Raw genomic sequence first — 24859 nt, forward strand, 5'->3', positions numbered from 1 at the left:
TTTCATTCTAATGACGACAAGTCAATTTTGATTAAAGTGTAATCAGGGGCAAGTACGATGGCATACATGAAGTCGGTTTTAGTATCTCCGCATATTCTCAGGATAGGGAATTTCGTATTTACGATGTGTGTCAGATTCAAATTGTAATCATATACAAATAAAGAATGGGGTAAAACCGAAAGGTCACGCGGGGATTTGCTTTCAGTTTTTTCCCCTTCTGTTACTACGTCTCTATCTAATGTTACGATAGACCTCTTGGTCAAAGCGAGTTCCATAGCGCCTCGCTTTGACTGTTTTTCTAATACGAGGTTGCCATCGCGGACACTGCTTTCTATTTCGCCGACAAACTCTTTCTCTAATGTTAATGCTTTGTTTTTCCATGCGTAAACAGCAAGGTAAGGCAAACTCATGCAATTATAAACCAACAAGTTCTTGTCCGCATTGTATGTTATCTGCCCTTGATACAGGTAGAAAGAATTTTCATATTTTTCTGACAGGGGAAATTTTCCGCATACATCAACCTTGCTGTTTGCGATAATCTTAAACAGATTATTGGCGCCGGGCGTTAAATTAACGGTAGTGTTATCATCCAAATGAGCCAACGCCGTTGTTTCCATATCCCTTTCATATTTCGCTTTCTTAATCTGGTAGGTCCCTGTTTCGTCTACCGTGTACAAGTGTTCTATACCTTTTTCAGTGTCATTTAAAAAGAAACCCTTTGTGGGAGAAACAGACGGGATAGGCAACACGAAATCATCAGGGCCATCGCCTTTATTACCGAAACTGCATAGTTCTTTACCCGACCGGATATTTACTACATGAATAAAATTTTCAATCCCGGTGGCGTCGTGCCAATAAACATTGCCATCTATGGCAGAAATCGTACCGGGCATACTGCTGTAAATGCTATCAGTAATGACTGAATAGTTGATATCGTTTATGCGTTCTATTTCTTTTTTCTCATTCGTAGTGCAATTTGCCAGTAAAAAAACGGATAGAAGGCAGTAACATAGTTTCTTCATAGCGTTGTTCTGATGATCATTCCCAAATGTACGAATTTCTTTTAGATAATATCCAAAAGCCTCATAAAATGGTAGAAACTGTTTTGAATTTCTCCAAAAAGTTTTTTTCGTCTTGATGCATTCCTTTTCGTGTGTGCTTTGGGCGATTTTTTGGTCCTTTCCGCTTCCGTTCTTCGTCAGATAGCCCGCTATCTTTCTCATCACACAAGCGGAAATGCCTCAAAAACTCATCCCAAATCATCGCACGATAAATTCAAAACAGTTTCTAATATCTTGATAATAATATCAATTTGTGAAGAAATATATTTTCGTTCATCCGCATAAATTTTATAGCCCTGCATGGTGGGTTGTATAACCCGCCTTGCTGAGTCGTATAACTCTCCATGCCGGGTTTTATAACTCACCTTGCAGGGTTGTAGAGTTTGATGGGAAGAAATGGGGATTTAATAGGCAGTGGCTGAAATCTTGTTCTTCTAATATTGGATATTAGAATGAACCACTTGTGATGAGGAAAATCATTGATAAAAAGGCTTTTGGGGATAACTAAAAGCTTTGATTGTGGATATTGGCAGGCAACTTAATAAGTTTGCGGTTTCTCCGAATAAACTTATTTGCACTGCCTCAGTCTTTCTTCCAATTCCGGGCGGGGGATTCCCTGCCTGATAGCCTGCTCGTAAGCCTTGCGTGCTTCGTCTTTCTTCTTCATCGATAACAGGATGTCTCCCTGCATGATGTAAGCCTCTGCGTCGGCAGGCGTTACGTTTATAACCTCTTCGATGTCTACCAAAGCAAGTTCGGGGTGATTGTCCTCTAATTCGATGTTGGCACGCATCTTTAAAAGCGACGTGTCATGCGGATTTTCTTGTATCATCAGGTTCAAACCATCGCGTGCCGATGCGTAACGCCCTTCTTTCTCGTCGAGCATAATGATGCCTAACCGGGCGGTACGGTTTTTGGCATCTTTCCCCAAAACCACATTGTAATCTATCCGCGCTTCTGCATATTGCCGCTGCTCCATGTAGATATATGCCCGGAAAAGACGGGCTTCTATGTTTTCGGGCAGCAGGTCGATTACGTTACAGTAGTCTACATACGCTTTGTTCAGCAGGTTCTTTTCCATGTAAAGTGCGGCGCGGTTCAGCAGGATGGAAGTGGCATACGGCGTAATGTTCAGCGCCATCGTGTATGCTTCAAGTGCTTCATCGGTCTTTCCCTGACGTTTCAGTACCGTACCCAAATTGGAGAAAAGCAAAGCGTTGCGGGCATTTTTCGGGTCGGATTTCAGTGCCTGCCGGAATAAGTCTTCGGCCTGTACGAGACTGTCGCGCTTGGTATATTCCATCGCTTTTTCAATTAACTGGTTATACGACTGGGCTTTTACGGATAAAGCCATGAAGAGGCAGACTATAATGCTAAGTATTTTATTCATCAGTATATTAATAATTTATCCGCAAAAGTAACAGATTTATCCATGCCCGGCGGATTATATTAAAAACTTTTTGTAAGTTTGAACAATCATTATACATAAAAACAAGAACTGACATGGAAACAGAAAAAGCCATATTTGCCTGCGGATGCTTTTGGGGAGCGCAACACCTGTTTGAACGCGCTGCGGGGGTAGTCCGGTCTACGGTAGGCTATATAGGAGGACATAAAGAAAAACCTACTTATCAGGAGGTGAAAGCCCACACTACCGGACATGCCGAAGCGGTGGAAGTGGAGTTTGACCCGGCGCAGACTTCGTTTACTGAACTTTGCAAACTGTTTTTCGAAATCCACGACCCGGCGCAAACCGACGGACAGGGACCCGATATAGGGCCTCAGTACCGCAGTGAGATATTCTATCTGAACGAACCCCAAAAACAACAGGCAGAGGAGGTTATCGCCCTGCTTCGCTCAAAGGGGTACGAAGTGAATACCCGCCTTACGCCTGCTTCTACATTCTGGAAGGCGGAAGAATACCATCAGCATTATTATGACAAAACGGGTGGAGAGCCTTACTGCCACATCCGTGTGAAAAAGTTTTAAGCGACTATGATACTGAAACTATACGACAAAAACAATAATCCGGACGATTTGCAGCGCATCGTCGACACGCTGGAAGAGGGGGGCATCATTATTTATCCTACCGATACAATGTATGCCATCGGCTGTCATGCGTTGAAAGAACGCCCCATAGAGCGTATCTGCAAGCTGAAAAATATTGACCCTCGCAAACATAATCTTTCAATTATTTGTTATGATTTGAGCAACATCAGCGAGTATGCTCGTGTGAGCAACGCTACGTTTAAGCTGATGAAGCGTACGCTGCCGGGGCCTTTTACATTTATTCTGAATGCCGACAGCCGTTTGCCCAAGATATTCCGCAACCGTAAAGAGGTGGGAATCCGTGTGCCGGACAATAATATCATCCGGGAGGTATGCAGGATGTTGAACGCTCCGATACTGACTACTACATTGCCGCTGAAAGAAGGGGAGGACATAGAGTATGTAACCGACCCCGAACTGATAGACGAGAAGTTCGGCGATAAGGTAGATTGGGTTATCGACGGGGGAATAGGCGGCATAGAGCCGTCGACGGTCATTAACTGTTGCGGCGACGAACCGGAAGTGGTGCGTCAGGGAAAAGGACGGTTGGAAGACTGATTGATATGTTCCGAAAAAACGCTACCGTTAGTGTGGGTTGTTCCATGCTGATAAGTCGGTTGGTTCTACCCATAGAACTTGTCTGTTCTACGGGTAGCGTTTCTTAGCATCGGGATGAATATTTTTTGCACTGAAAAACAGGCTATTATGTTTAATTGTATTTAAAGTAAAAAGATTATGTTTTTAACGACTACATTGTTAGACGCTTCGGTAAAACTTGCATCGAGAGTAAACGTCGAACAGATTATCGACAGATTGGTAAATTGGTCAATCGAGGTGGGGAAAGATATTCTTGCCGCCGTATTGATTTATATCATCGGGCGGTTTGTCATCAAGCAAATATCCCGGCTTCTTGCCAAAATATTAGAGAAACGGAAATTGGAAATCAGCGTGCAGACGTTTTTGCGCAGCCTTGTCAGCTTGTTGCTTAATCTGGTTCTGGCATTTGCCATCATCAGTAAGTTGGGGGTTGAAACCACAAGCCTTGCTGCTCTGTTGGCTTCTGCCGGTGTAGCTGTAGGTATGGCGTTGTCCGGTAATCTTTCCAACTTTGCCGGCGGGTTAATTATCTTGATTTTCAAGCCCTATAAGGTAGGCGATTATATTGAGACAAACGACGCCAGCGGCACGGTGAAAGAAATTCAGATATTCCACACCATACTGACCACGCTCGACAACAAAATTATTTACGTGCCGAACGGAACGTTGAGCAGTGATGCCGTAACGAATTACAGCCGTCAGGTGACACGCCGTGCGGAATGGGTGTTCGGAGTAGAATACGGAGAAGATTACGAAAGGGTAAAAGCTGTGTTGGAGCGCATTATCGCAGCCGATGACCGCATCTTGAAAGACCCTGCTCCGTTTATCGGACTGGGTGCACTCTCGGCAAGCAGTGTCGATATAAAGGTACGTGTCTGGACGAAAAGCAGTGATTATTGGGACGTATATTTCGATATGAACCGAATCGTATACGCCACGTTTAATAAAGAAGGTATCGGCTTTCCGTTCCCGCAACTTACGGTGCATCAGGCAAAAGATTGAGTATAAAAAATCCCGCGTTTCAAAAACGCGGGATTTTTATTGGGCATGATTCTTATTGCTCCATCAAATAAGCCTTGAACGAGGCGAAATCTTTCGTCATAGGCACGCTCTGTTTCGTACCCTTCATAAACGCCTGCAATTTTTCGGGAATGGCAACCTTGTTTCCGATAATCTCTTCCACCGTTTGCAGGAACTTGGCGGGATGAGCCGTTTCGAGGAATACGCCCGTTTCGCCGGGTTTCAAGCCCTCTTCCAGCGCACGGTAACCGCAAGCTCCGTGAGGGTCGAGCAGATAACCCGTTTCAACGTATGTTTTCTTCACCGTTTCGCGGATTTGTGCATCGGTATAAGTCGCGCCGCTGATTTCTGCCGATATTGCCGCATGGCTGTTATCATACAGAGCCAATATGCGGGCAAAATTGCTGGGGTCGCCTACATCCATGGCATTGGCAATGGTAGCCACCGACGGGCGCGGACGGTATTCGCCGGTCTGTAAGTATTGGTAGAAAATATCGTTGCGGTTATTTGCCGCAATGAAACGCCGGACAGGGAGTCCCATTCGTTTACCGAAAAGCCCGGCAGTGATATTTCCGAAATTACCGCTCGGCACACACACCACCAAGTTATCCGCTTTGCCGAGTTTCTTCAGTTGGGCGTATGCATAGAAATAGTAAAACGCCTGCGGCAAGAAACGCGCCACGTTGATGGAATTGGCGGATGTAAGCTGCATGTGTGCATTCAGCTCTTTATCCATGAATGCGTTTTTTACCAACGCCTGACAGTCGTCGAACGTACCGTCTACCTCGATGGCGGTAATATTTTGTCCTAACGTAGTAAACTGTTTTTCTTGTATTTCGCTGACCTTCCCTTTCGGATAAAGTACGTAGACGTGAATACCCTTTACGCCGAGGAAGCCGTTAGCCACCGCGCTGCCTGTATCCCCCGATGTGGCAACCAGCACATTCACCTGCTGTTTGCCTTCTTTGCGGATGAAGTAGCTCAATAACCGTGCCATGAAGCGTCCGCCTACATCCTTGAATGCCAACGTAGGTCCGTGGAAAAGCTCCAGCGAGTAAATATTCTCTTTTACCTTAACGGCAGGAACATCGAAGCTCAGCGTGTCGTAAACGATTTGTTTCAACGTATCGGCAGGAACATCTTCGCCGAAAAACGCATCGGCTACGCGGTAAGCCATTTCCTGAAACGAGAGATTTTCTATTTCATCGTAAAACGAGGAAGGAAGCGGTTTGATTTCGCGGGGCATGAATAATCCCTTGTCGGCCGCCAATCCTTTTACAACGGCTTCTTCCAACGTAGCGTCGGGAGCCTGTTTGTTGGTACTGTAATACTTCATGTTGTTCTTTTGATTATTACCTAAATGTTCATAAACAAATTCATAAACTCGTCTTTTTCCAGTTGTCCGTATGCACCTTGCCGACAAGCCACTTCATCATACGTCTGTACTCCGTCCGGCTCTATTCCCGGATAATAGATAAGAAAAGGAACAGGCTCGGCAGTGTGCGTACGAAGCTCGCAGGGGGTAGGATGGTCGGGCAGAACTGCGATTGCCACGGGTTCATCCCACGTCTTGATTGCCTCATAGATGGGAGCAATGGCACGGCGGTCGAGGTATTCGATGGTTTTCAACTTCAAATCCACATTACCTTCGTGTCCGGCTTCATCGCTTGCTTCAATGTGTAAGTAAACGAAATCATCTGTCTTTAACGCCTCGATAGCGGCAGCGGCTTTGCCTTCGTAGTTGGTGGTGTACAGTCCCGTAGCCCCCTCCACGTCGATACAACGCAATCCCGCATAGCGTCCGATGCCCCGGATAAGGTCGACGGCAGTAATGACAGACCCTTTCCGGATGGAAGGATATTTCTTGGAAAGCGGTTCCATTTGCGGACGATACCCCGGACTCCACGGCCAGATACTGTTTGCCGGGTCTTTACCTTCCGATATGCGTCTCAGGTTTACCGGATGGTTGGCAAGCAATTCCTGCGATTTGAGAATCAGTGCATTTATCAATTCTGCTGTTTCTTGAGCTTCGGGACAGAGCGCTTTCACCATATTCGGGCGGAAAGGCTGTAACGGAATATCATGCGGCGGTACACATTCCAATCGTTTGTCTCCACCTTTGATGACCAACAAATGACGGTATTGTACGCCTGTATAAAACCGGATACAATCAGTGCCCAACTTCTCATTCAGGTATTTAATCAGTTCGTCTGCCTCTTCGGTAGTAATATGTCCTGCCGAATGGTTTTTCAGCATATCGCCTTCTACGCAGATAATATTACAACGCATAGCCATATCATCCGGTTGAAGGTCGACACCGATGCTTGCAGCTTCCAGTACGCCGCGTCCTTCATACACCTTCTTCAAATCATACCCCATTACAGACATGTTCGCTACTTCGCTGCCGGGATGGAATCCGTCGGCAACCGTTTTCAGCATTCCCGTTCGTCCCATTCGGGCGAGCATATCCATGTAGGGCGTATTCGCATATTGCAGCAAGGTCTTATTTCCTAAGGAGGGTACAGCCCAGTCTGCCATACCGTCTCCTAAAATGATAATATGTTTCACGGTTATAATCCTTATATTCTTAATTAGATGTTGGCAATACTCATGATGTCGGCAAAAACTCCTGCCGCTGTAACTCCGGCTCCTGCGCCATAGCCTTGTATCAGCATGGGGTATTCATTATACCGTTCGGTGGTAAGCAAAATAATATTATTGCTTCCTTCAAGATTATAGAACGGATGATGAAACTCTACCTCTTCTAACGCTACGGATGCTTCGCCGTTTTCCAAGCGTGCAACAAAGCGCCAGCGTTTTCCTTCGCTTTCCAGTTTCTGGCGGCGCATTTCGAAATCGGCATCCAATTCTCCGATATGTTTCCAGAAGTCATCCAGAGAGCCTTCAAAGTATTTGTCAGGAATGAAGAGATGAGTCTTTACGTCTTCCTGTTCCAACCGATAGCCTGCTTCACGTCCTAAAATCACCAGTTTGCGGATAACATCCTTCCCACTCAGGTCGATGCGCGGGTCGGGCTCAGAGTATCCTTCTTCTTTTGCTTTGCGGATAATCTTGCTGAGCGGCATATCGGCGCTCAGTTCGTTGAATATATAGTTCAGTGTGCCACTCAGTACGGCTTCTATCTTCAGAATCTTGTCGCCGCTGTTAATCAGATCATTAATCGTATTGATGACCGGAAGCCCTGCACCTACGTTTGTTTCGAACAGAAACTTCACACCTCTCAGTCGGGCTATTTGTTTCAGTTCGGCATAAATGTCATACTCCGATGAAGCCGCAATTTTGTTGGCAGCCACTACAGCAATGTTATGGCTCAGAAAATCTTTATAAAGTCCGGCTATTTCCGGGCTGGCAGTACAGTCTACGAATACCGGATTGAAAATATTCATGCCGATGATTTCATCGTGCAGCACTTGCGGTGAAGACGGAATGCCTTTTTCTTCTAATTCTTTACGGAAATCGGCAAGGTCGATACCCCGGCGCGTAAAGTAAGCAAGATGACCGTTTGCTATACCTACGATACGCAGCATGAGTCCCCGTTCTTGTTTCAGCTTTTCTTGTTGGGCATGAATCTGCTCAATCAAGCTGCTCCCTACCGTACCGATTCCGCATATAAAAAGGTTTAATACCTGATATTCGGATAAGAAAAAAGAATCGTGGATGACATTGAGTGTCTTGCGCAGCGAACCGCCGTCTACCACAAACGAAATGTTTGTCTCCGAAGCACCCTGCGCACAGGCGATTACATTGATACCGTTACGTCCTAACGTACCGAACAGCTTTCCGGCTATTCCCGGAGTATGTTTCATGTTTTCTCCTACGATGGCAACCGTAGCCAGTCCGCCTTCTGCTTTCATCGGACTGATTTCGCCCATTTCGATTTCTTTCGAAAATTCTTCATTCAGTACTTCACATGCCAGAGCCGCATCTTCGTTACGCACACCGATAGAAGTAGAGTTTTCTGACGAAGCCTGCGAAACGAGGAATACGCTGATACCGTTTTCTGCCAATGTTTTAAAGATGCGATGATTCACACCGATAACACCCACCATACCCAGTCCGGTCATGGTGATAAGGCAGGTATCATTGATAGAGGAAATACCCTTAATCGGTTTCGATGAATGGTCGGCTTCCTGTTTGATAATGGTACCCGGAGCATCGGGGTTAAACGTATTCTTTATTAATATAGGTATGTTTTTATGACATACGGGGTAAATGGTAGGCGGATAAACCACCTTCGCACCGAAGTTACACAGCTCCATAGCCTCCACATAGCTCAGTTCGGTGATAGGATAAGCGGTACTGATAACACGCGGGTCGGCAGTCATAAAGCCGTCTACATCTGTCCATATTTCCAGAATATCTGCATCGAGGGCAGCGGCAATGATAGATGCCGTATAATCTGAGCCACCCCGTCCGAGGTTGGTTACTTCGTTTGTCAATTTGTCGGTCGAAATGAATCCCGGTACGAGCGATACCTTCGGAATCTCGCGGAACGTTTTGCGCACCAATTGGTTCGTCAGTTCCGAGTCGAGGATATGGCGGTTATGTTTCTTTTCGGTCTTGATGAAAGTACGCGAGTCAAACCATTGCGCTCCTTCTATCAGCGTAGCCACAATGATGGACGAAAGCCGTTCGCCGTAGCTTACAATCGTAGCCGAAGTTTTGGGAGACAAGTCGCGGATTAAGTAAATGCCCTGAAAAATATCTTTCAGTTCGCTTAACAGTTCGTTTACTTGGTCAAGCAACACCTCTCGTCCGTGTCCGGCAGGAATCACGGTATAAACCATTTCGATGTGTCGGTTTACGATTTCTTTCATTTCTTTTTCGTACGAAGAATCGCCTGCCGCTGCCATTTTGGATGTGTTAATCAGTTTATCGGTGATGCCTCCGAGGGCGGAAACTACCACGATTACTTTATCGTCTACTGCTTCGACTATTTTTTTCACGCTCAACATGCTGTTCACGGAACCTACGGATGTTCCGCCGAATTTCAATACTTTCATGTACGGTATGGTATTGTGCCTCTTCACCTGTCATAGCCAGACAGAAAGGAAGAGCCGGATTAAAATAAAATCTTGATTACTGGAAAAACGAAAAAAGTCTGCCTTTGCAGACGTGTATCGCGTAGATACACATAAACATACTATCCTTACCCCCGAGGGGTCATCCCGGTAGCCGATGTGACAGCGGGCATTCGCCCTGTCCCCGTCAAGATGATATAAAGATAGCGTTCAGTCATAGATTAATGTTTTCTCGACGGCAAATATAACAACATTTTTCTACAAACAAATACTTTTCCCGTTATTTTTTGCACAAATATGTCTATTCTTGCCGATAATGTCTTTCAAAGTATCACGATTGAAATATTCCGGTTATGCCAACTCTAATCCTAATTCTTCTTTCAGTTTGAGCAGGCTTGGGTTTTTTTTGCTCATCATCTGGAAGCGTTCCAAATGGCTGTATGCGCGCACGTTTTCTTCAGGAGCGCTGACACGTACGGTCATTTTTATCTTCCGGTTATGCAGTTGTTGGCGGAGGTAATCTTCAATCTGCGGCATCAACTGCTGCATATATTTCTGAACAATCTCATTGTCTACGGCTACTTCGAATGTTGTCTGGTCTGCTTGCAGTTGGGGGTGCATGTTCTGCATACGTCCGGCGTTGGCGGCTTCTTCTTTGGGCAGGCGTACCGCAAATTCCCGCCAATAATAATTCAAATCTTTTTCGTTGAAGATATAGTCTTCCCATTCTTCTTCCGCTTGTGTAACGGAAGAAGCTGCCGGAGCGTTTTGCTGCGTCGCAGTAGCTTGTTGGGCATGAGGACGACGGATTGACATGCCGATACTTCCTGCTTTGAGTACCGGAGTTTTCTTTCCTGTATCTGTTTTAGGCAGTGGGTTGGCATGAATGTTCGGCTGGGCAGGTTCGCGCAATGTCTCTGCCGGAGCTGCCGGTTGAGTATAGGCAGTAGCCGCCGGCTGTTGTGCGGAAGCCGCAGGTGCCGACTGTGGTTGTGGCGCCGGCGAAGCGGATGCCGCTTGCGTTTGGTTAAATACAGGGTTTAAAGTCTTTTTAGGGCGATGCCCGCCTGCCGCGTCTTCCGGTTCGGCAGTAAGTTGAGCCACCTCAATGAGGGTCAGTTCCACTAATAAGCGTTTGTTCTTGCTGACGCGATAGTTCAGGTCGCAATCGTTACAGAGCTTCATGGCGCGATAAAGGAACTTGGGAGAACACTGCTGTGCCTGTGCTTGGTAACGTTCGCGAATGGAAGCTCCAACCTCTAATAAAGGAAGGGTAGCGGGGTCGCGGCTAACCAGAAGGTCGCGGAAGTGAGAACTTAATCCGGTAATGAAGTGGTTGCCGTCGAAGCCTTTTCGCAGAATGTCATTGAATATCAGCAGACAGTCTGTTACCTTGTTATGCAAGAAACAGTCCGTCAGCTTGAAATAATATTCGTAATCAAGTACGTTGAGGTTTTCGATAACGCTTTGGTACGTAATGTGTCCGTTGGTGAAACTCACCACTTGATCGAATATCGAAAGCGCGTCGCGCATACCGCCGTCTGCTTTCTGGGCGATTACGGTAAGCGCTTCGGGTTCGGCATCGATACCCTCTTTCTTTGCCACGTTTTCCAGATGCTCTACCGTGTCGGTCACGCTGATTCGGTTAAAGTCGTAAATCTGACAGCGGCTCAATATGGTAGGCAGAATCTTATGTTTTTCGGTAGTGGCAAGAATGAAAATGGCATGATGAGGCGGCTCTTCTAACGTTTTCAAGAAAGCGTTGAAAGCCGCTTGTGAAAGCATGTGAACCTCGTCGATGATATATACCTTATATTTCCCGATTTGGGGCGGGATGCGTACCTGCTCGATAAGCGAACGGATGTCCTCCACCGAGTTGTTCGAAGCGGCATCGAGTTCATGGATGTTATACGACCGCTGCTCGTTGAACGCCTTGCAAGATTCACACTCGTTACATGCCTCGCCGTCGGCAGTAGGCTGCAAACAGTTGATGGTCTTGGCAAAGATACGCGCACACGTGGTTTTTCCCACTCCGCGCGGACCGCAGAACAGGTATGCGTGAGCCAGCTTGTGGTTGGCTATGGCGTTTTTCAGCGTAGTGGTCAAGGCGCGTTGCCCCACTACCGTATCGAATGTCGCCGGGCGGTATTTCCGAGCCGATACAATGTAATTTTCCTCCATGAACAGATTGGTTTTCGTTGCTTGACAGATGCAAAAATACAAAAATAACGGGAATATCCGAGAGATTGGATGGATAAAAGAATAATTCATTGAAATACATCCGGCATGAAAAAACCTGCTTAAATTTCCTGATGGGTTAATTTAAACAGCACCACGCAAAAAGATATTGTTATTGGCATCCGACAATATTTAGAAGCAGAAAAAAAATAAACAACTGTAAAACAGGTATATACAAAACCAAAAATCTTACCGCTTGGATTGCCTCGTCTTACCGCTTAGGCGGAGCCGTTTTACCGCATGGAAGACCTCGTGTAACCGCAAGCATTTCAAACCATATAGTATAGAGAAAAAAAGGTCGCCTTACTGCCCGTGCAGGCAATAAAGCGACCTTTGATACCATAACTGAAAAACGCTGATTTTATAGCCTTATTATCCGTTTTTCCTTATTAATCACCCGTCTTATAACAAAATATCAGATAGAAAGTCCGTCGTCCCAACCCGGGTTCTGTGCCAGACTCGGATTCAACGAACGTTCGTTGATTGGTATCGGATAGAGATAATCGCGTTCTTCATCAAACGGCGTACGGCTAATGTTATGGTGATAATTGATATATCCGTGGTTGCCTTCAGAAAGAGTTATATCCGAACCAATCCGATATATCTGCGCACCGTCAAGAACCGGTTCGTTATCTCCCTCATACAAAACCACATCAATCTGACCGTCTCCGCTCAGGTCGTATTCGCCTGCACTGGGGAAATACATACCCATAAGAGACTGGTCGATACAAGCACCGGCTTTCCAACGGACCAAGTCATCGAAACGGAAACCTTCCTGAGTCAGCTCGATAGCACGCTCACGGCGGATCTCCAAGATTACGCCCTGATTGCTTCTGGTTACGTTGGTATAACCGTATTCGGCAGACGAAAGGTAGCTGTCGGGATTGGCATTGGCTTGAGCCATATCCAAATGAGGCATATCTACACGGTCGCGGATTTCATTGACCGATTTGTCCAAATCTTCTTGGGTCAGTGTTCCTAACTCGGCTTTAGCCTCAGCAAAATTCAGCATCACTTCAGCAAGGCGGAATACCGGAAGGTCGCAAGTAGAACGGTCGTTACGGTCTACCTGACCACCCGAAGCCGACGGGTCTTGCACGTATTTAATCGGCTGGTAACCTGTTACGCTAACCGACAAATCAGGAGCCAGAATATCCGTCCTGCCGATACGGTGATAGCCCGGAGTACGGATGCTCTGCGCCAGACGCGGGTCGCGGTCTTTCACTTCCTCGGTAAACGGCATGGTTTCCCAACCGGCACGGTCGGTAAAACGTGTTCCGTCTTTCATCAGATACGTATTAATCAATTTACGGGTCAGCCCCGGACGTCCCTGCGTAGGCACCAGCGTATGCGCCGTTGCATTATGGTAAACGCTCATGCCGTAATCAAATTTGATGGCAAGGATGTATTCATCGGGATTGGCATCTTCTTCGGCAAACAGCATCAGGTAATCTTCTTCCGGATTTCCGGTAGAATACAAATGATATTCACCGCCGTCAATCAATTCTTCTGCTGCATCCGCTGCCTGTTGCAGGTAATACGTATAATCATTCCCATCCAAAGTCAGGTTATGGTATTTGCGGTAAGTACCTTCGTACAGGCAGAAACGAGACTTCAACGCCAACGCTGCCCCACGGGTCACACGGAAAGGACTGCTTGATTCTTCCGCACGGGTAGGCAGGTTCTCGATAGCATAGTCAATATCGGCAAGCATGTTGGTCATCACCAGTTCGCGCGAATCACGCGCCTTATACAGGTCGGGGTCGTCCGAAAACATTTCTTTATCATACCAAGGCACATCGCCGAAACGTTTTACCTTGTCATAATAGAAGTAGGCACGGAAGAAACGTGCCACTGCGGTATATTTTGTAGCCGCTTCCGCATCTTCACATTTATCCACATTACCTAATAAGGTATTGACACTGCGCAAGGCTGTCCAGCTCCATCCGCCTCCGCTTGCCGGGACGATACGGTTTTCTCCGCCCAATATTTCATCGGAAAGTTCTTGCTGTACATATACATCGCTCTGCTCGTCATACGGCGATTTATTGAGAATGCTGTTATAAAAACCGTTGCTGAAAAGCTGGAGGTCGGTTTCTGTTCTGAAATAGTTTTCCTCCTCTATTTCACTCAAAGGGCTTTTATTTAGCCAGTCGTCACACGATGAAAGTCCGGCGAACAATGCAAGTGCTATAAATATATTTCTTTTTTTCATAATCGTTTTGCTTTTGTTTAATAGTTCATGTTAGAAAGTGACATCAATACCGAACAGGAATGATTTCTGCCACGGATAGAATGCATTGTTGTAAGCTCCGCTCCGGTCGATAGCTCCTTCAGGGTCGACATACTTCGAATGTTTCTTCAACGGAGACCAGTAGCAAAGGTTTTCACCCGTAAAATATACACGTACAGACTCAATGCCGGCTTTCTTCGTCCACTGTTGCGGCAGGGTATAACCCACAGTCAGGTTCTTGAAACGCATGTAACGTATATTCTGCAAATAACGGTCGTTTACATTGCTCAGCACACCGCCCGATGCCGAATAAGCCATCGCACGCGGGAAATAAGCTCCCGTATTATCTTCTGACCACACATTCTGCAAGAAATCCTTCTGCAAGAAAGACAGGTACGGATAAGAGTAAGCTCCCCAGAAAGGCATGGATTCTCCATCGGGATACCAATAATGGTTTCCTGTCCCTTGGAAGAATGCCGACACATCAATGCCGTTCCAGCGCACGCTTACCGTAATACCGTATGAAAGCGAAGGCAACGAATTACCGAGTATCTTGCGGTCGCCCGGATTATCCACATTATTGCTTCCGATACCTATCTTGTTATCTCCATCCAGATTGACAAACTTCACGTCACCTGCTTGCCAACCTCCGGTTTGTCCTTTCAGTACATAACTCAAATCCAACTGTTCGGCGTATGCTTGGGCTTCTTCATCGCTTTGGAAAAGTCCGTCGGTCACGAATCCCCAGATCTCACCGATTTCCATACCTTCATAATAAGGTTGTGCAAAAGTCTTGTTTTTATTATCATACTTAGTTACGATACTCTTATAGTCGCTCAGGTTAAGCCCGACGCTGTATTCAAACGGCTTGCCTCCCAATGTTAATTGGTCACGCCAGTTCAATGTGATTTCATATCCTTTTGTACGCAGGTCGGCAGCATTCATATCAGGCACACTCGCACCGTATACAGCAGGAAGTTCCACGCCGTCGGTCAACATATCGCGTGTATTACGTATATAGCCGTCTACCGTCAGGTTCAAGCGATTTCCTAACATCGTCAGGTCGAAACCGAAATCCCATTGCTGGGCTGTTTCCCAAGTCATGTCCGAAGCTATCGGAGCACCCAATGTAGAATATTTGGGCAACACACTTCCTTCGCCGAACGTATAGCCTAAATTGGCTATCGAAACCAGACGTGCGAAAGTATAGTAAGACGATACATTTTGGTTACCCAAGCTACCGAAAGACGCTCTGATTTTCAAGTTATCTACCAAACGGCGTGCAGGCTGGAAGAAAGATTCTTCCGAAATACGCCATCCCACAGAAGCTGACGGGAAGAATCCCCAACGGTTGCCTTTCGCAAAACGGGAAGTACCATCGTAGCGTCCGCTCACTTCGAATAGGTAGCGGCTCATATAGTCATAGTTAATACGTCCGAAGATACCTAACAAAGCATATTCGTTCTGACCACCGCCTACACCGGTAATGGTAGCACCTTCGGCATTCTGACCTACCAAATCCAAGTCGTCCAAATCGGCAGATACCAAGTTCTCACCGTATCCGGAAACATTTTTGCTCTTCCATGCCTCGTAGTTCATACCGGCTACTACAGTCAAATGATGTGCATCGTTAAACGTATCGGTATAATTACCAAAGATGTTCGTAGAATAATAATTACTTGTATTCACCGACTCGTCCAAACGGTTGGCACCGGCACCGGTAGCATACGAAAGCAAATCGCCATCGGGATATTCACGGTAATACATCGGATTGGAACGGCTCGTATTGCGCGTCTGATACAAACGGTAAGTAAAGTCGCCCGTAAAGCTCAGTTCTTTTATGGGAGAATAAACCAAACGGGTAGTATTCGAGAAGTCAGTACCCCGTTCTATATTGCGGTGTGAATCTTCACCCAACAAGATATGCCGGCCATTGGCTACCTTATAATTCAAATAAGGTGTACTATACAACCACGAACCGTCAGGGTTCTTCTGAGGGAAACAAGCCAAAGCATGGCGGGCACTATATGCCAAGGTATTTTCTACGCTGCCATCGCCCAAATAATTGTATTGCGAACTGTAGAACGAAGTATTGTTCGACATTGTAAACCACTCATTGATACGGAAATCAATCTTCGAACGCAAATTATACTTCCGGAAAACATCGGGATTTTCGCGCAAGATACCGGTCTGTTTGTCGAACGAACCCGACAAATAATATTTGATATCGTCTTTTCCGCCGCTGATTGAAATATTGTGCTGCTGCATCGGGCGGTTATCGCGATACAATTCGTGCCACCAGTCGTGGTTTCCGTAATATACCCACTGGCGACGGCCGTTGCGTACATCTTCCACTACCCACGGGCGGTCGGGGTTTTCGGTCTTGTCGTTCACACGGTCCCACAATGCCTGCATGTCTTGATCGGTATAATCGACATACAATGTACCCGAATCGGCTTGCCAGAACTGATTGATGGTATAAACCGACCAATAACCGGTTGTTTCATAATCGGTAGAAGTAGTAGGCGCCTGCCAACCGAAGCGGCCACTATAACGTACTGTGGCTTTTCCGTCTTTGGCGGCTCCCGACTTGGTTGTGACCAAAATCACACCGAAGGCTGCACGCGCACCGTAAATAGCAGCTGCCGACGCATCCTTAATGACAGAAATCGACTCTACGTCGTTCGGGTTGATGCGGTCAATCTCGCCTACCGCACCGTCTATCAATACCAGCGGTTCGGCATCGTTGATAGAAGTCACACCACGCACATTGATAGAAGCCGAACTTCCCGGAACACCCGAAGAAGTGGTTACGTTCAAACCGGCTACCGTACCTTGCAGCATGTTACTCAACGAAGTAGTTACGCGGTTTTCCAGCTCATCACCTCCAATGTTGGCAACAGCTCCGGTAAGGTTTACTTTCTTCTGTTTACCGTAACCTACCACAACCGTTTCGTTCAGCAATACTGCATCTTCTTTCAGGTGGACGGTTACAGTCGACTGGTTTGCTGCTACTGTTACCTGCTGCGAAGCAAAACCGATGTAAGATACATTCAAGACCACTTTCCCTTCCGGTACTTGAATGGTAAACGCTCCGTCTATATCGGTCACAGCACCGATAGTAGCACTTTCCACCGCAACCGTCACCCCGATAAGAGGTTCTTCGTTTGCGTCAAACACTTTTCCCGAAATGGTTCTGTTTTGAGCCGAAAGCGTCATTACACTTCCTGCCACCAACAGCATCAGGAATACAACTACTGATTTTAATGTTTTCATTATTTATGTATTAAAAGAAATATGTATTTTTAGAGATTGATGGTCTGTGTATAGACTTCCCCGAAACGATTGGTAAACTCTATTTTAATCTGTTTGGCACCGTCGGAGGGCATGGCACGGAACAAATGAGCCGTAGGCTCTGCATCGCTACGCTTCTTTAATTGCGAAGCACGTTCTTCATCAAAACCGATAAACTGTTCCATGTCTCCCATCGGTTTTCCGTCTTGATACCATACCACACGGCAGGCACTGTCCCAATCCCATACATTAGCTACTACGAAACTGCTTTGAGCCGTAAACTCTCCTTTTTTATACACACGGAACTGGTAAGCAAAATTACGGCGCGTAGCCTTATAATGCCATTTCACGTCGGTACCATCGACATCTACCACCATATAACCGTTGGGCGCGCCACACTGGTTTACCCATCCTGACCACCAGCCGCCACAAGCCGCACCGATGTTATGTTCATAAAGCGTAGGAGTAACTTCATTATTCTGGAAGAAATGTGTATGACCGGAAAATACATGCACCCGGTAGTCTTTCAATACTTCTTTCAAAGCGTTTGCATTGCGGACATTTCCACCCGGCGAAACCTTGTTCCATACCGGCGCATGGAGGTTCAATATAACCAGACTGCCTTTCGGCACGTAGTTTAAATCGTTCTTCAGCCATTCCAACTGCTGACCGGTCAGGCTTTCTACATACTGCTTCCCGCCCACATAGTTGATATCTTTCATAGTTACCACATGCGCCTTGCCTATATTAAACGAATAGTCGGTAGGACCGAAATAGCGTCCGTACACCATTTCGCCATACACGGGCGTGCCTTTCGCCATATTATGAAGGTCTTGGTATTGCTTGTCGAAATCATGATTACCGATACATTGGAAGAAAACCGCACCGGTGTTTTTTACCGACTCACGGTATTCGTCGAACAACGGCATGTTATCCCACACCAAGTCGCCCAACGTCATAGCCACCACTTCGCGCGACTGTTTCAGCGAATCGATTACCTCTTTCAAATCAGGCACTGTTTCCTGTCGCCAACGCTTCATCTGGTCGGCGTTACGTACCTGAGGATCTGATATGGCAATGTAATGAAAGCTCTCTTCCGTCTGGTCTCGCTTTTCCAACACAAAATCATGCTTCCCGCCCGTTTGCGCCAACGCGCGTACAGATATATAATAGTTGTTTGCCAGCCCGTCTTGCTGAGGCAAAACACAAGATGCCGGCACTGATATACTTACAAATTTGCTTAACGTTGTATCCGAAACCAAAGACCATGCCCCTTGCGCATCGGTCTTGGTAAAGTGGATACCGTCGTTTACCACCACACCGGAAATACCCTTCCCGCTTGGGTCGGTTACCTTTCCACCAAAATCGAACACTACTTTCTGGGCACTTGCATTCAGGCAGAATCCACCCATCACCAGACTAAGAATCAACGCCTTACAGTCCATCCTTTTCTTCGCTTTATTAAAATTAACCATAGTTTTATTTTTAAATGCAAAAAAACAGATTGCAGACTTCGAAACAGATACGATAAGATTACATTGCCGTGAGGATGTTGTTACAAAACCAATACAGCAAAACCTGTTGTAAAAGAAACTGTTTTGAATTTATCGTGCGATGATTTAGGATGACTAACCCAACCAACACAGGCAAGCATCCTGCTATGTTAAGCAGCATCATACGAAAGATATTTTTTTTACGACAAACGAGGTTGCAAAAATATCGTTATCTTTGCCCACGCACAACAAAAGGATTAGTTTATGGTCACTTTAAAAGAAACCGGACGTTTTATCAGCCGATACAAATACTGGGTTACGTTGGGGATATTCTTATTGGTCATCGGGGTGTTAGATGAAAACAGCCTGATTCAACGTTTTGCGCACAAGCGCGAGATTAGCAAGCTGAATGCTGAGATAGAATTTTACCGCAAGCAGTATGAAGAAGACAGCAAGATGCTGAAAGAGATAACCTCGAATAAGGAAGCGCTCGAAAAAGTAGCACGTGAGAAGTATCTGATGAAGAAAGAAAACGAAGACATTTTTATATTTGAAGAAGACTTGAAATGACAGCGAAAAATGCGAATATATTTGGTATGACGGGAGCGGTTTTACTGTTTGCCGGACTGGTGGTTCAGTTTATGAAACTCGACTTTGCTCCATATATTTATTTGGTGGGTTCCATACTGTTTGCTTATGCTCAGTTTGTGACAAGTCCTGAAACCACGAATTTTGCAATTCGCCGTCTGCGCCGTCAGCAACTTTTAGGTGCAATGTTATTGATTATGACGGGAGTCATGATGTTGTTATGGCATCATAATGAGTGGATTATCTGCCTCACCATTGCGGCGTTGCTCGAACTTTATACCGCCTTCCGTATTCCGCATGAAGAAGCCAAAGAAAAGGGTGGAAAATGACCGGCGGAGCGGTGCTGAAATTCTACCGCAAGCGTTCATCAGTTCTACCCGAAGCGTTACTTAACGCTACCGCATGTGTAAAGCAACGCTATGGGTAGAAAAAAAGGTCGTCTTTTTTTGTTCACATCGAACATAAAGACGACCTTTTTTATCTTAGAGCTTGTCGTTTAAATATTCCAATTAAACAGGCTTTTATTGTTTTAGCCTATTTTTCAGGCGTGTTCTCCAGTGTGGCAATCAAGAAATCATAGAATTTCTTTACGCTTGCAATGTTGCAACGCTCTTCGGGAGTGTGCGGACATTGCAGGGTAGGCCCGAACGAAATCATGTCCAGTCCCGGAATGGTAGCGCCGATGATGCCGCATTCCAAACCGGCATGAATTACTTTTACTTCAGGGCTGTCGCCAAACTGAGCCTTGTAAGATTCTTTCATGGCGCGCAGAATGGGGGAATTGACGTTGGGCTCCCATCCTGAATAAGAGCCTGAACGGACAACCTGCATACCTGCCATAGAGAAACAGCTCTCGATAGAAGTGTTGAGATAATCTTTCATCGAGTCGCGCGAGCTGCGGGTCAGAATCTGGACAGTAGCCTTGCCGTTTTTGATGTCTACGATGGCGAGGTTCGATGAAGTCTCTACCGTGTCGGGGATGGTAGGAATGTAACGTTCCACTCCGTTGGGACACGCATAGATGGCATCCACCAAATTGTCGCGGATTTCTTCGGGCACCATCATCTTGGGCAATTCAACCCGCTCGGCAGTAAAGCTGAGACCGTCTTCGATGGTAGCGTATTCGTCTCTCCAAACATGTTCGCATTCTCCCACGAAAGCCAGAACATCTTCTACCTCTTCGGCAGGGATGGTAATTATGGCTTCACATTCGCGCGGGATGGCATTACGCATGTTTCCGCCTTCCCATGAAACCAGACACGCTTCGTCGTAAGCAATAACCTGATTTAAGAACCGTGCCATCAGCTTGTTGGCGTTGGCATGTCCCCATCCTATTTGGATGCCTGAATGCCCGCCACGCAGTCCTTTCAGCGTAACTTTCAAAGCCACGTCTTCGGGGTCGGTTTCTTCTTCTTTATATTCTAATGTAGCAGTCAGGTCTTCTCCTCCTGCACATCCGATATACAGTTCACCTTCTTCTTCCGAGTCAAGGTTAAGCAGGATGTCCGCTTCTATTTCGCCCGGTTTCAGTCCGAATGCTCCATACATACCCGTTTCCTCGTCTGCCGTAATCAGTCCTACCAGCGGTCCGTGTTTCAGGGTGTTGTCTTCCATCACCGCCATGATGCTTGCCACCCCCATTCCGTTGTCCGAACCCAGAGTAGTGCCTTTAGCCTTTACCCATTCGTCGTCAATGTAAACTTTCAGCGGATCGTTTTCAAAATCATGTTCCGTATCTTTGTTCTTTTGTGGAACCATATCCATGTGAGCCTGCAAAATCACCGTCTTGCGGTTTTCCATACCCGGTGTGGCAGGTTTGCGGTAAATGATATTTCCGGCTTCGTCTTGGCTTGTTTCGATGCCTACGTTTTTTCCGAATTCAAGCAAGAATGCCTGAATCTTTTCCAAGTGTCCTGACGGGCGAGGAATCTGTGTCAACGCATAAAAATGTTTCCACACATTTTGTGGAGCTAAAGAAAGAATGTCGTTCATACTACTGTTTTTTTAGTTTTTTTGTTAGAGAGCGGCAGCGCCACTAATCCGTAAATACCTAACAAAATTAATAAAAAGGTTTGAATACCATGCACTAACAGGGCAAATATTCCTGCTTCTTCTTTATTTACGCCATACATCATCATCATGGTGATGACTGCAAAGTGCCACGGGCCGGCTCCGTTGGGGGTGGGAACGGCTACGGCGATACTGCCGACAACGAACATAACCAGTGCGGGTATGATACCTAAGTCGGTAGAAAAGTCGAAGCAAAACAGGCTTACATAAAACTGAAAGAAATAGCAGGCCCAGATGCTGATGGTATAAATAATAAAGAGCGGCGGATTTTTTACGTTCCGAAGCGAAAGACACCCTGTCCAGATGTCGTTCAGTATACCTCTTACTTTGGCGAAAATGGTCAGGTTTCGTACAAGGAAAAACGCCATGACCAGTACGGCAACAATACAAATCAGCGTAATATAAAAGTTGGTAGAGGTAAACAGGCCGGAAAGGAAAGACATGTTCGTTCCCGTTTTTGCGAAGAAAGCCGCGAATACCCCCGATTGAAGAAGCAGTGTAACTCCCGTAATAAGGAGTACGCAGAGGGTGTCTATCAATCGTTCGGTAACAACCGTACCCAGCGACTTGGAGAACGAAACTCCGTCATACTTAGCCAACACGCCACAGCGGGATACTTCTCCCACACGCGGAATAACTAAATTGGCTGCATAAGATATGAAAACGGCATACACACTGTTCGACAGTTTGGGATACTCTCCGAGCGGAGCAAGCGTAAGGTTCCACCGCCATCCGCGGAACAAATGTCCGAAAACTCCGAATACCAGTGAAAAAAGCAACCACCAGTAGTTGGTTTCTCCGTTTAAAACACTCCAAACACGGCGGAAGTCGAACCCGTGATAAGTCCAAACCAAGATGGCTGCTCCCAAAAACAAAGGCAGGGCTATTTGGATGGTTTTATTAATGACAATTTTTAGTTCAGTTCGTTTCAAAATAAGTCGGTTTATTTAATATTAATGCTTACCTTTGCACGATAGCAGGTAAGACAAGTTGCAAAGATAATATCTTGGTGGAATAAACTTAAATTTTGTGGAATGAAATTGGTAAAACCCAAAAAGTTTTTAGGACAACACTTCTTGAAAGATTTGCAAGTGGCGCAGAGAATAGCGGATACAGTGGATGCTTATCCGGACATTCCGATACTCGAAGTTGGACCGGGTATGGGAGTGCTTACTCAATACCTTCTCCCCAAAAAACGTTTGCTTAAGGTTGTGGAACTCGATTTCGAATCGACCGCATACCTTCGCGAAAACTTTTCGCAATTAGGGGAGGAGAATATCATTGAGCAGGATTTTCTGAAAATGGATTTAGAGAAAGTTTTTGGCGGACAGCCGTTTGTGCTTACAGGAAACTATCCGTATAATATTTCCAGCCAGATATTTTTTAAGATGCTTGATAATAAAGAATTGATACCCTGCTGTACGGGCATGGTGCAGAAGGAGGTGGCCGAACGTATAGCGGCTTCTCCCGGAAGTAAAACGTATGGCATATTGAGCGTGCTGATACAGGCTTGGTATCATGTGGAATACCTGTTTACGGTAGACGAACACGTGTTCAATCCTCCTCCAAAGGTGAAAAGTGCGGTAATCCGCATGACACGTAACGATGTGAATGATTTGGGATGTAATGAAAAACTGTTTAAGCAGATTGTGAAGACAACGTTTAACCAGCGCCGTAAAACATTACGTAATTCGATAGCATCCATTTTGAATAAAACAAACCCGCTCAGTGCGGAACCGATTTTCAGCAAGCGTCCCGAACAGCTTTCGGTTCAAGACTTCATCGGTTTGACTAATTGGGTGGAAAAAGCATTAGAGGCATGAATAACGAGGAATTGTTGAAAGAAGTATCAGAATTGATAGAGCAGAAAGAATCGGACAAGTTAAAGGAAATCTTGCACGATTTACATCCTGCCGACATCGCTGAACTTTGTAACGAGCTGGATGCGGAAGAAGCACGTTCTGTTTATTTGCTGTTAGATAACGAGACGGCAGCCGATGTTCTTATCGAGATGGATGAGGATGCGCGAAAACGTTTCCTTGAGATATTGCCGTCAGAAACAATCGCCAAGCGTTTTGTCGACTATATGGATTCGGATGATGCGGTTGACATCATCCGTGAAATGGATGAAGACAAACAGGAAGAAGTGCTTTCGCATATCGAAGACATCGAACAGGCAGGCGATATCGTCGACTTGTTGAAATACGACGAAGATACCGCCGGTGGTTTGATGGGTACGGAGATGGTGATAGTAAACGAAAATTGGAGTATGCCCGAATGTCTTCGCGAGATGCGTATCCAAGCAGAGGAAATGGACGAGATTTATTATGTATACGTTGTAGACGATGACGAACGTTTGCGCGGTGTGTTTCCTTTGAAGAAGATGATTACCAGCCCTTCGGTATCGAAAGTAAAGCACGTGATGAAAAAAGATCCAATATCTGTTCATGTAGATACGCCGATTGAAGAAGTGGTGCAGACCATTGAGAAATACGACTTGGTAGCTGTGCCGGTGGTCGACAGTATCGGCAGGTTGGTAGGGCGAATCACCGTCGACGACGTGATGGATGAAGTGCGTGAGCAAGCCGAAAGAGACTATCAGCTGGCTTCCGGTTTGTCGCAAGACGTAGAATCAGATGATAACGTATTTCGTCAAACCACTGCCCGTTTGCCGTGGCTGCTTATCGGAATGTTGGGCGGAATCGGTAACTCCATGATTTTGGGAAATTTTGATTCGACGTTTGCCGCCCATCCGGAAATGGCTCTTTATATTCCGCTTATCGGTGGAACCGGAGGAAATGTAGGTACTCAATCTTCAGCGCTTGTGGTACAGGGCTTGGCGAACAGTTCGTTGAATGCAGAAAATACAATCAAGCAAATTCTGAAAGAATCGGTTGTGGCATTGATTAATGCTACGATTATCTCCATGTTGGTCTATACCTATAATTTTATTCGTTTCGGAGCCCATGCTACGGTCAGCTATTCTGTTTCCATCAGTTTGTTCGCAGTAGTAATGTTTGCGTCTATATTTGGTACATTGGTTCCTTTGACGTTAGAAAAACTGAAAATAGACCCGGCTATTGCCACCGGACCGTTTATATCGATAACGAATGATATTATCGGTATGTTAATGTATATGGGAATAACCGTATTGTTATCGTAGTCTTTTGCTGT

18 protein-coding genes are annotated in these 24859 nt (G+C 45.9%); 7 read left to right on the forward strand and 11 right to left on the reverse strand.

The window, feature by feature from the left end; genetic code table 11:
- Positions 1–2: 2 nt before the first annotated feature.
- Positions 3–1022, reverse strand: a complete 1020-nt coding sequence (locus H9626_RS06830; RefSeq protein ID WP_191710024.1) for a BF3164 family lipoprotein — start codon at positions 1020–1022, stop codon at positions 3–5.
- 607 nt (positions 1023–1629) lie between these two features.
- Positions 1630–2451: a tetratricopeptide repeat protein gene (locus tag H9626_RS06835; protein WP_191710025.1), complete on the reverse strand. Its 822-nt coding sequence runs from the start codon at positions 2449–2451 to the stop codon at positions 1630–1632.
- A 113-nt stretch (positions 2452–2564) separates the two neighbouring features.
- On the opposite strand from H9626_RS06835, the gene msrA reads away from it, so the two are divergent.
- The 3 genes from msrA (at position 2565) to H9626_RS06850 (ending at position 4709) form a co-directional block, all read left to right on the forward strand.
- A complete protein-coding gene (gene msrA, locus H9626_RS06840; protein ID WP_191710026.1) occupies positions 2565–3050 on the forward strand; it encodes a peptide-methionine (S)-S-oxide reductase MsrA in 486 nt (161 codons plus the stop codon).
- Positions 3051–3056: 6 nt separating this feature from the next.
- The gene (locus tag H9626_RS06845) at positions 3057–3668 is read left to right on the forward strand and encodes an L-threonylcarbamoyladenylate synthase (RefSeq protein WP_178257596.1); all 612 of its coding nucleotides are present in this window, start codon (positions 3057–3059) and stop codon (positions 3666–3668) included.
- Positions 3669–3845: 177 nt separating this feature from the next.
- On the forward strand, positions 3846–4709 hold the full coding sequence (locus H9626_RS06850; protein WP_191710027.1) for a mechanosensitive ion channel family protein: 864 nt from the start codon (positions 3846–3848) through the stop codon (positions 4707–4709).
- 52 nt (positions 4710–4761) lie between these two features.
- Here the strand turns inward: H9626_RS06850 and thrC are convergent, their stop codons facing one another.
- The 7 genes from thrC to H9626_RS06885 form a co-directional block, all read right to left on the reverse strand.
- Complete coding sequence (gene thrC, locus H9626_RS06855) at positions 4762–6063, reverse strand: threonine synthase (protein ID WP_191710028.1); 1302 nt, start codon at positions 6061–6063, stop codon at positions 4762–4764.
- Between the two features lie 20 nt (positions 6064–6083).
- Positions 6084–7295 carry a cofactor-independent phosphoglycerate mutase gene (locus H9626_RS06860; RefSeq protein WP_191710029.1) on the reverse strand — a complete coding sequence of 404 codons (1212 nt, stop codon included), beginning with the start codon at positions 7293–7295 and terminating at the stop codon, positions 6084–6086.
- 23 nt (positions 7296–7318) lie between these two features.
- The gene (thrA, locus tag H9626_RS06865; protein ID WP_191710030.1) at positions 7319–9751 is read right to left on the reverse strand and encodes a bifunctional aspartate kinase/homoserine dehydrogenase I; all 2433 of its coding nucleotides are present in this window, start codon (positions 9749–9751) and stop codon (positions 7319–7321) included.
- 369 nt (positions 9752–10120) lie between these two features.
- The gene (locus H9626_RS06870) at positions 10121–11950 is read right to left on the reverse strand and encodes a DNA polymerase III subunit gamma/tau (protein WP_191710031.1); all 1830 of its coding nucleotides are present in this window, start codon (positions 11948–11950) and stop codon (positions 10121–10123) included.
- A 472-nt stretch (positions 11951–12422) separates the two neighbouring features.
- Positions 12423–14222: a RagB/SusD family nutrient uptake outer membrane protein gene (locus H9626_RS06875; protein WP_178255729.1), complete on the reverse strand. Its 1800-nt coding sequence runs from the start codon at positions 14220–14222 to the stop codon at positions 12423–12425.
- A 30-nt stretch (positions 14223–14252) separates the two neighbouring features.
- Positions 14253–17516, reverse strand: coding sequence for a SusC/RagA family TonB-linked outer membrane protein (locus H9626_RS06880; RefSeq protein ID WP_191710032.1), 3264 nt, complete (start codon positions 17514–17516; stop codon positions 14253–14255).
- A 29-nt stretch (positions 17517–17545) separates the two neighbouring features.
- On the reverse strand, positions 17546–18979 hold the full coding sequence (locus tag H9626_RS06885) for a calcineurin-like phosphoesterase C-terminal domain-containing protein (RefSeq protein WP_191710102.1): 1434 nt from the start codon (positions 18977–18979) through the stop codon (positions 17546–17548).
- 312 nt (positions 18980–19291) lie between these two features.
- Here H9626_RS06885 and H9626_RS06890 point away from each other — a divergent pair, with 312 nt between their 5' ends.
- Together H9626_RS06890 and H9626_RS06895 are read left to right on the forward strand one after the other, a co-directional pair.
- Positions 19292–19597 carry an FtsB family cell division protein gene (locus H9626_RS06890; protein WP_191710033.1) on the forward strand — a complete coding sequence of 102 codons (306 nt, stop codon included), beginning with the start codon at positions 19292–19294 and terminating at the stop codon, positions 19595–19597.
- Positions 19594–19944, forward strand: a complete 351-nt coding sequence (locus H9626_RS06895; RefSeq protein ID WP_225230912.1) for a hypothetical protein — start codon at positions 19594–19596, stop codon at positions 19942–19944. Before H9626_RS06890 ends, H9626_RS06895 begins: the two co-directional genes overlap by 4 nt.
- A gap of 205 nt (positions 19945–20149) precedes the next feature.
- Here the strand turns inward: H9626_RS06895 and H9626_RS06900 are convergent, their stop codons facing one another.
- Both H9626_RS06900 and H9626_RS06905 read right to left on the reverse strand, forming a co-directional pair.
- Entirely contained in the window at positions 20150–21607 is a 1458-nt protein-coding gene (locus H9626_RS06900; RefSeq protein WP_191710034.1) for an aminoacyl-histidine dipeptidase, read from the reverse strand.
- Complete coding sequence (locus tag H9626_RS06905) at positions 21604–22617, reverse strand: lysylphosphatidylglycerol synthase transmembrane domain-containing protein (protein WP_178255733.1); 1014 nt, start codon at positions 22615–22617, stop codon at positions 21604–21606. The genes H9626_RS06900 and H9626_RS06905 overlap by 4 nt, the downstream gene beginning before the upstream one ends.
- A 102-nt stretch (positions 22618–22719) precedes the next feature.
- Between H9626_RS06905 and rsmA the strand changes: the two genes are divergently transcribed.
- Both rsmA and mgtE read left to right on the forward strand, forming a co-directional pair.
- The gene (rsmA, locus tag H9626_RS06910) at positions 22720–23508 is read left to right on the forward strand and encodes a 16S rRNA (adenine(1518)-N(6)/adenine(1519)-N(6))-dimethyltransferase RsmA (RefSeq protein ID WP_178255734.1); all 789 of its coding nucleotides are present in this window, start codon (positions 22720–22722) and stop codon (positions 23506–23508) included.
- On the forward strand, positions 23505–24848 hold the full coding sequence (gene mgtE, locus H9626_RS06915) for a magnesium transporter (RefSeq protein WP_178255735.1): 1344 nt from the start codon (positions 23505–23507) through the stop codon (positions 24846–24848). Before rsmA ends, mgtE begins: the two co-directional genes overlap by 4 nt.
- Positions 24849–24859: the final 11 nt, after the last annotated feature.

Origin of the sequence: Phocaeicola faecium (assembly GCF_014837055.1) — a bacterium.
GTDB lineage: Bacteria > Bacteroidota > Bacteroidia > Bacteroidales > Bacteroidaceae > Phocaeicola > Phocaeicola gallinarum.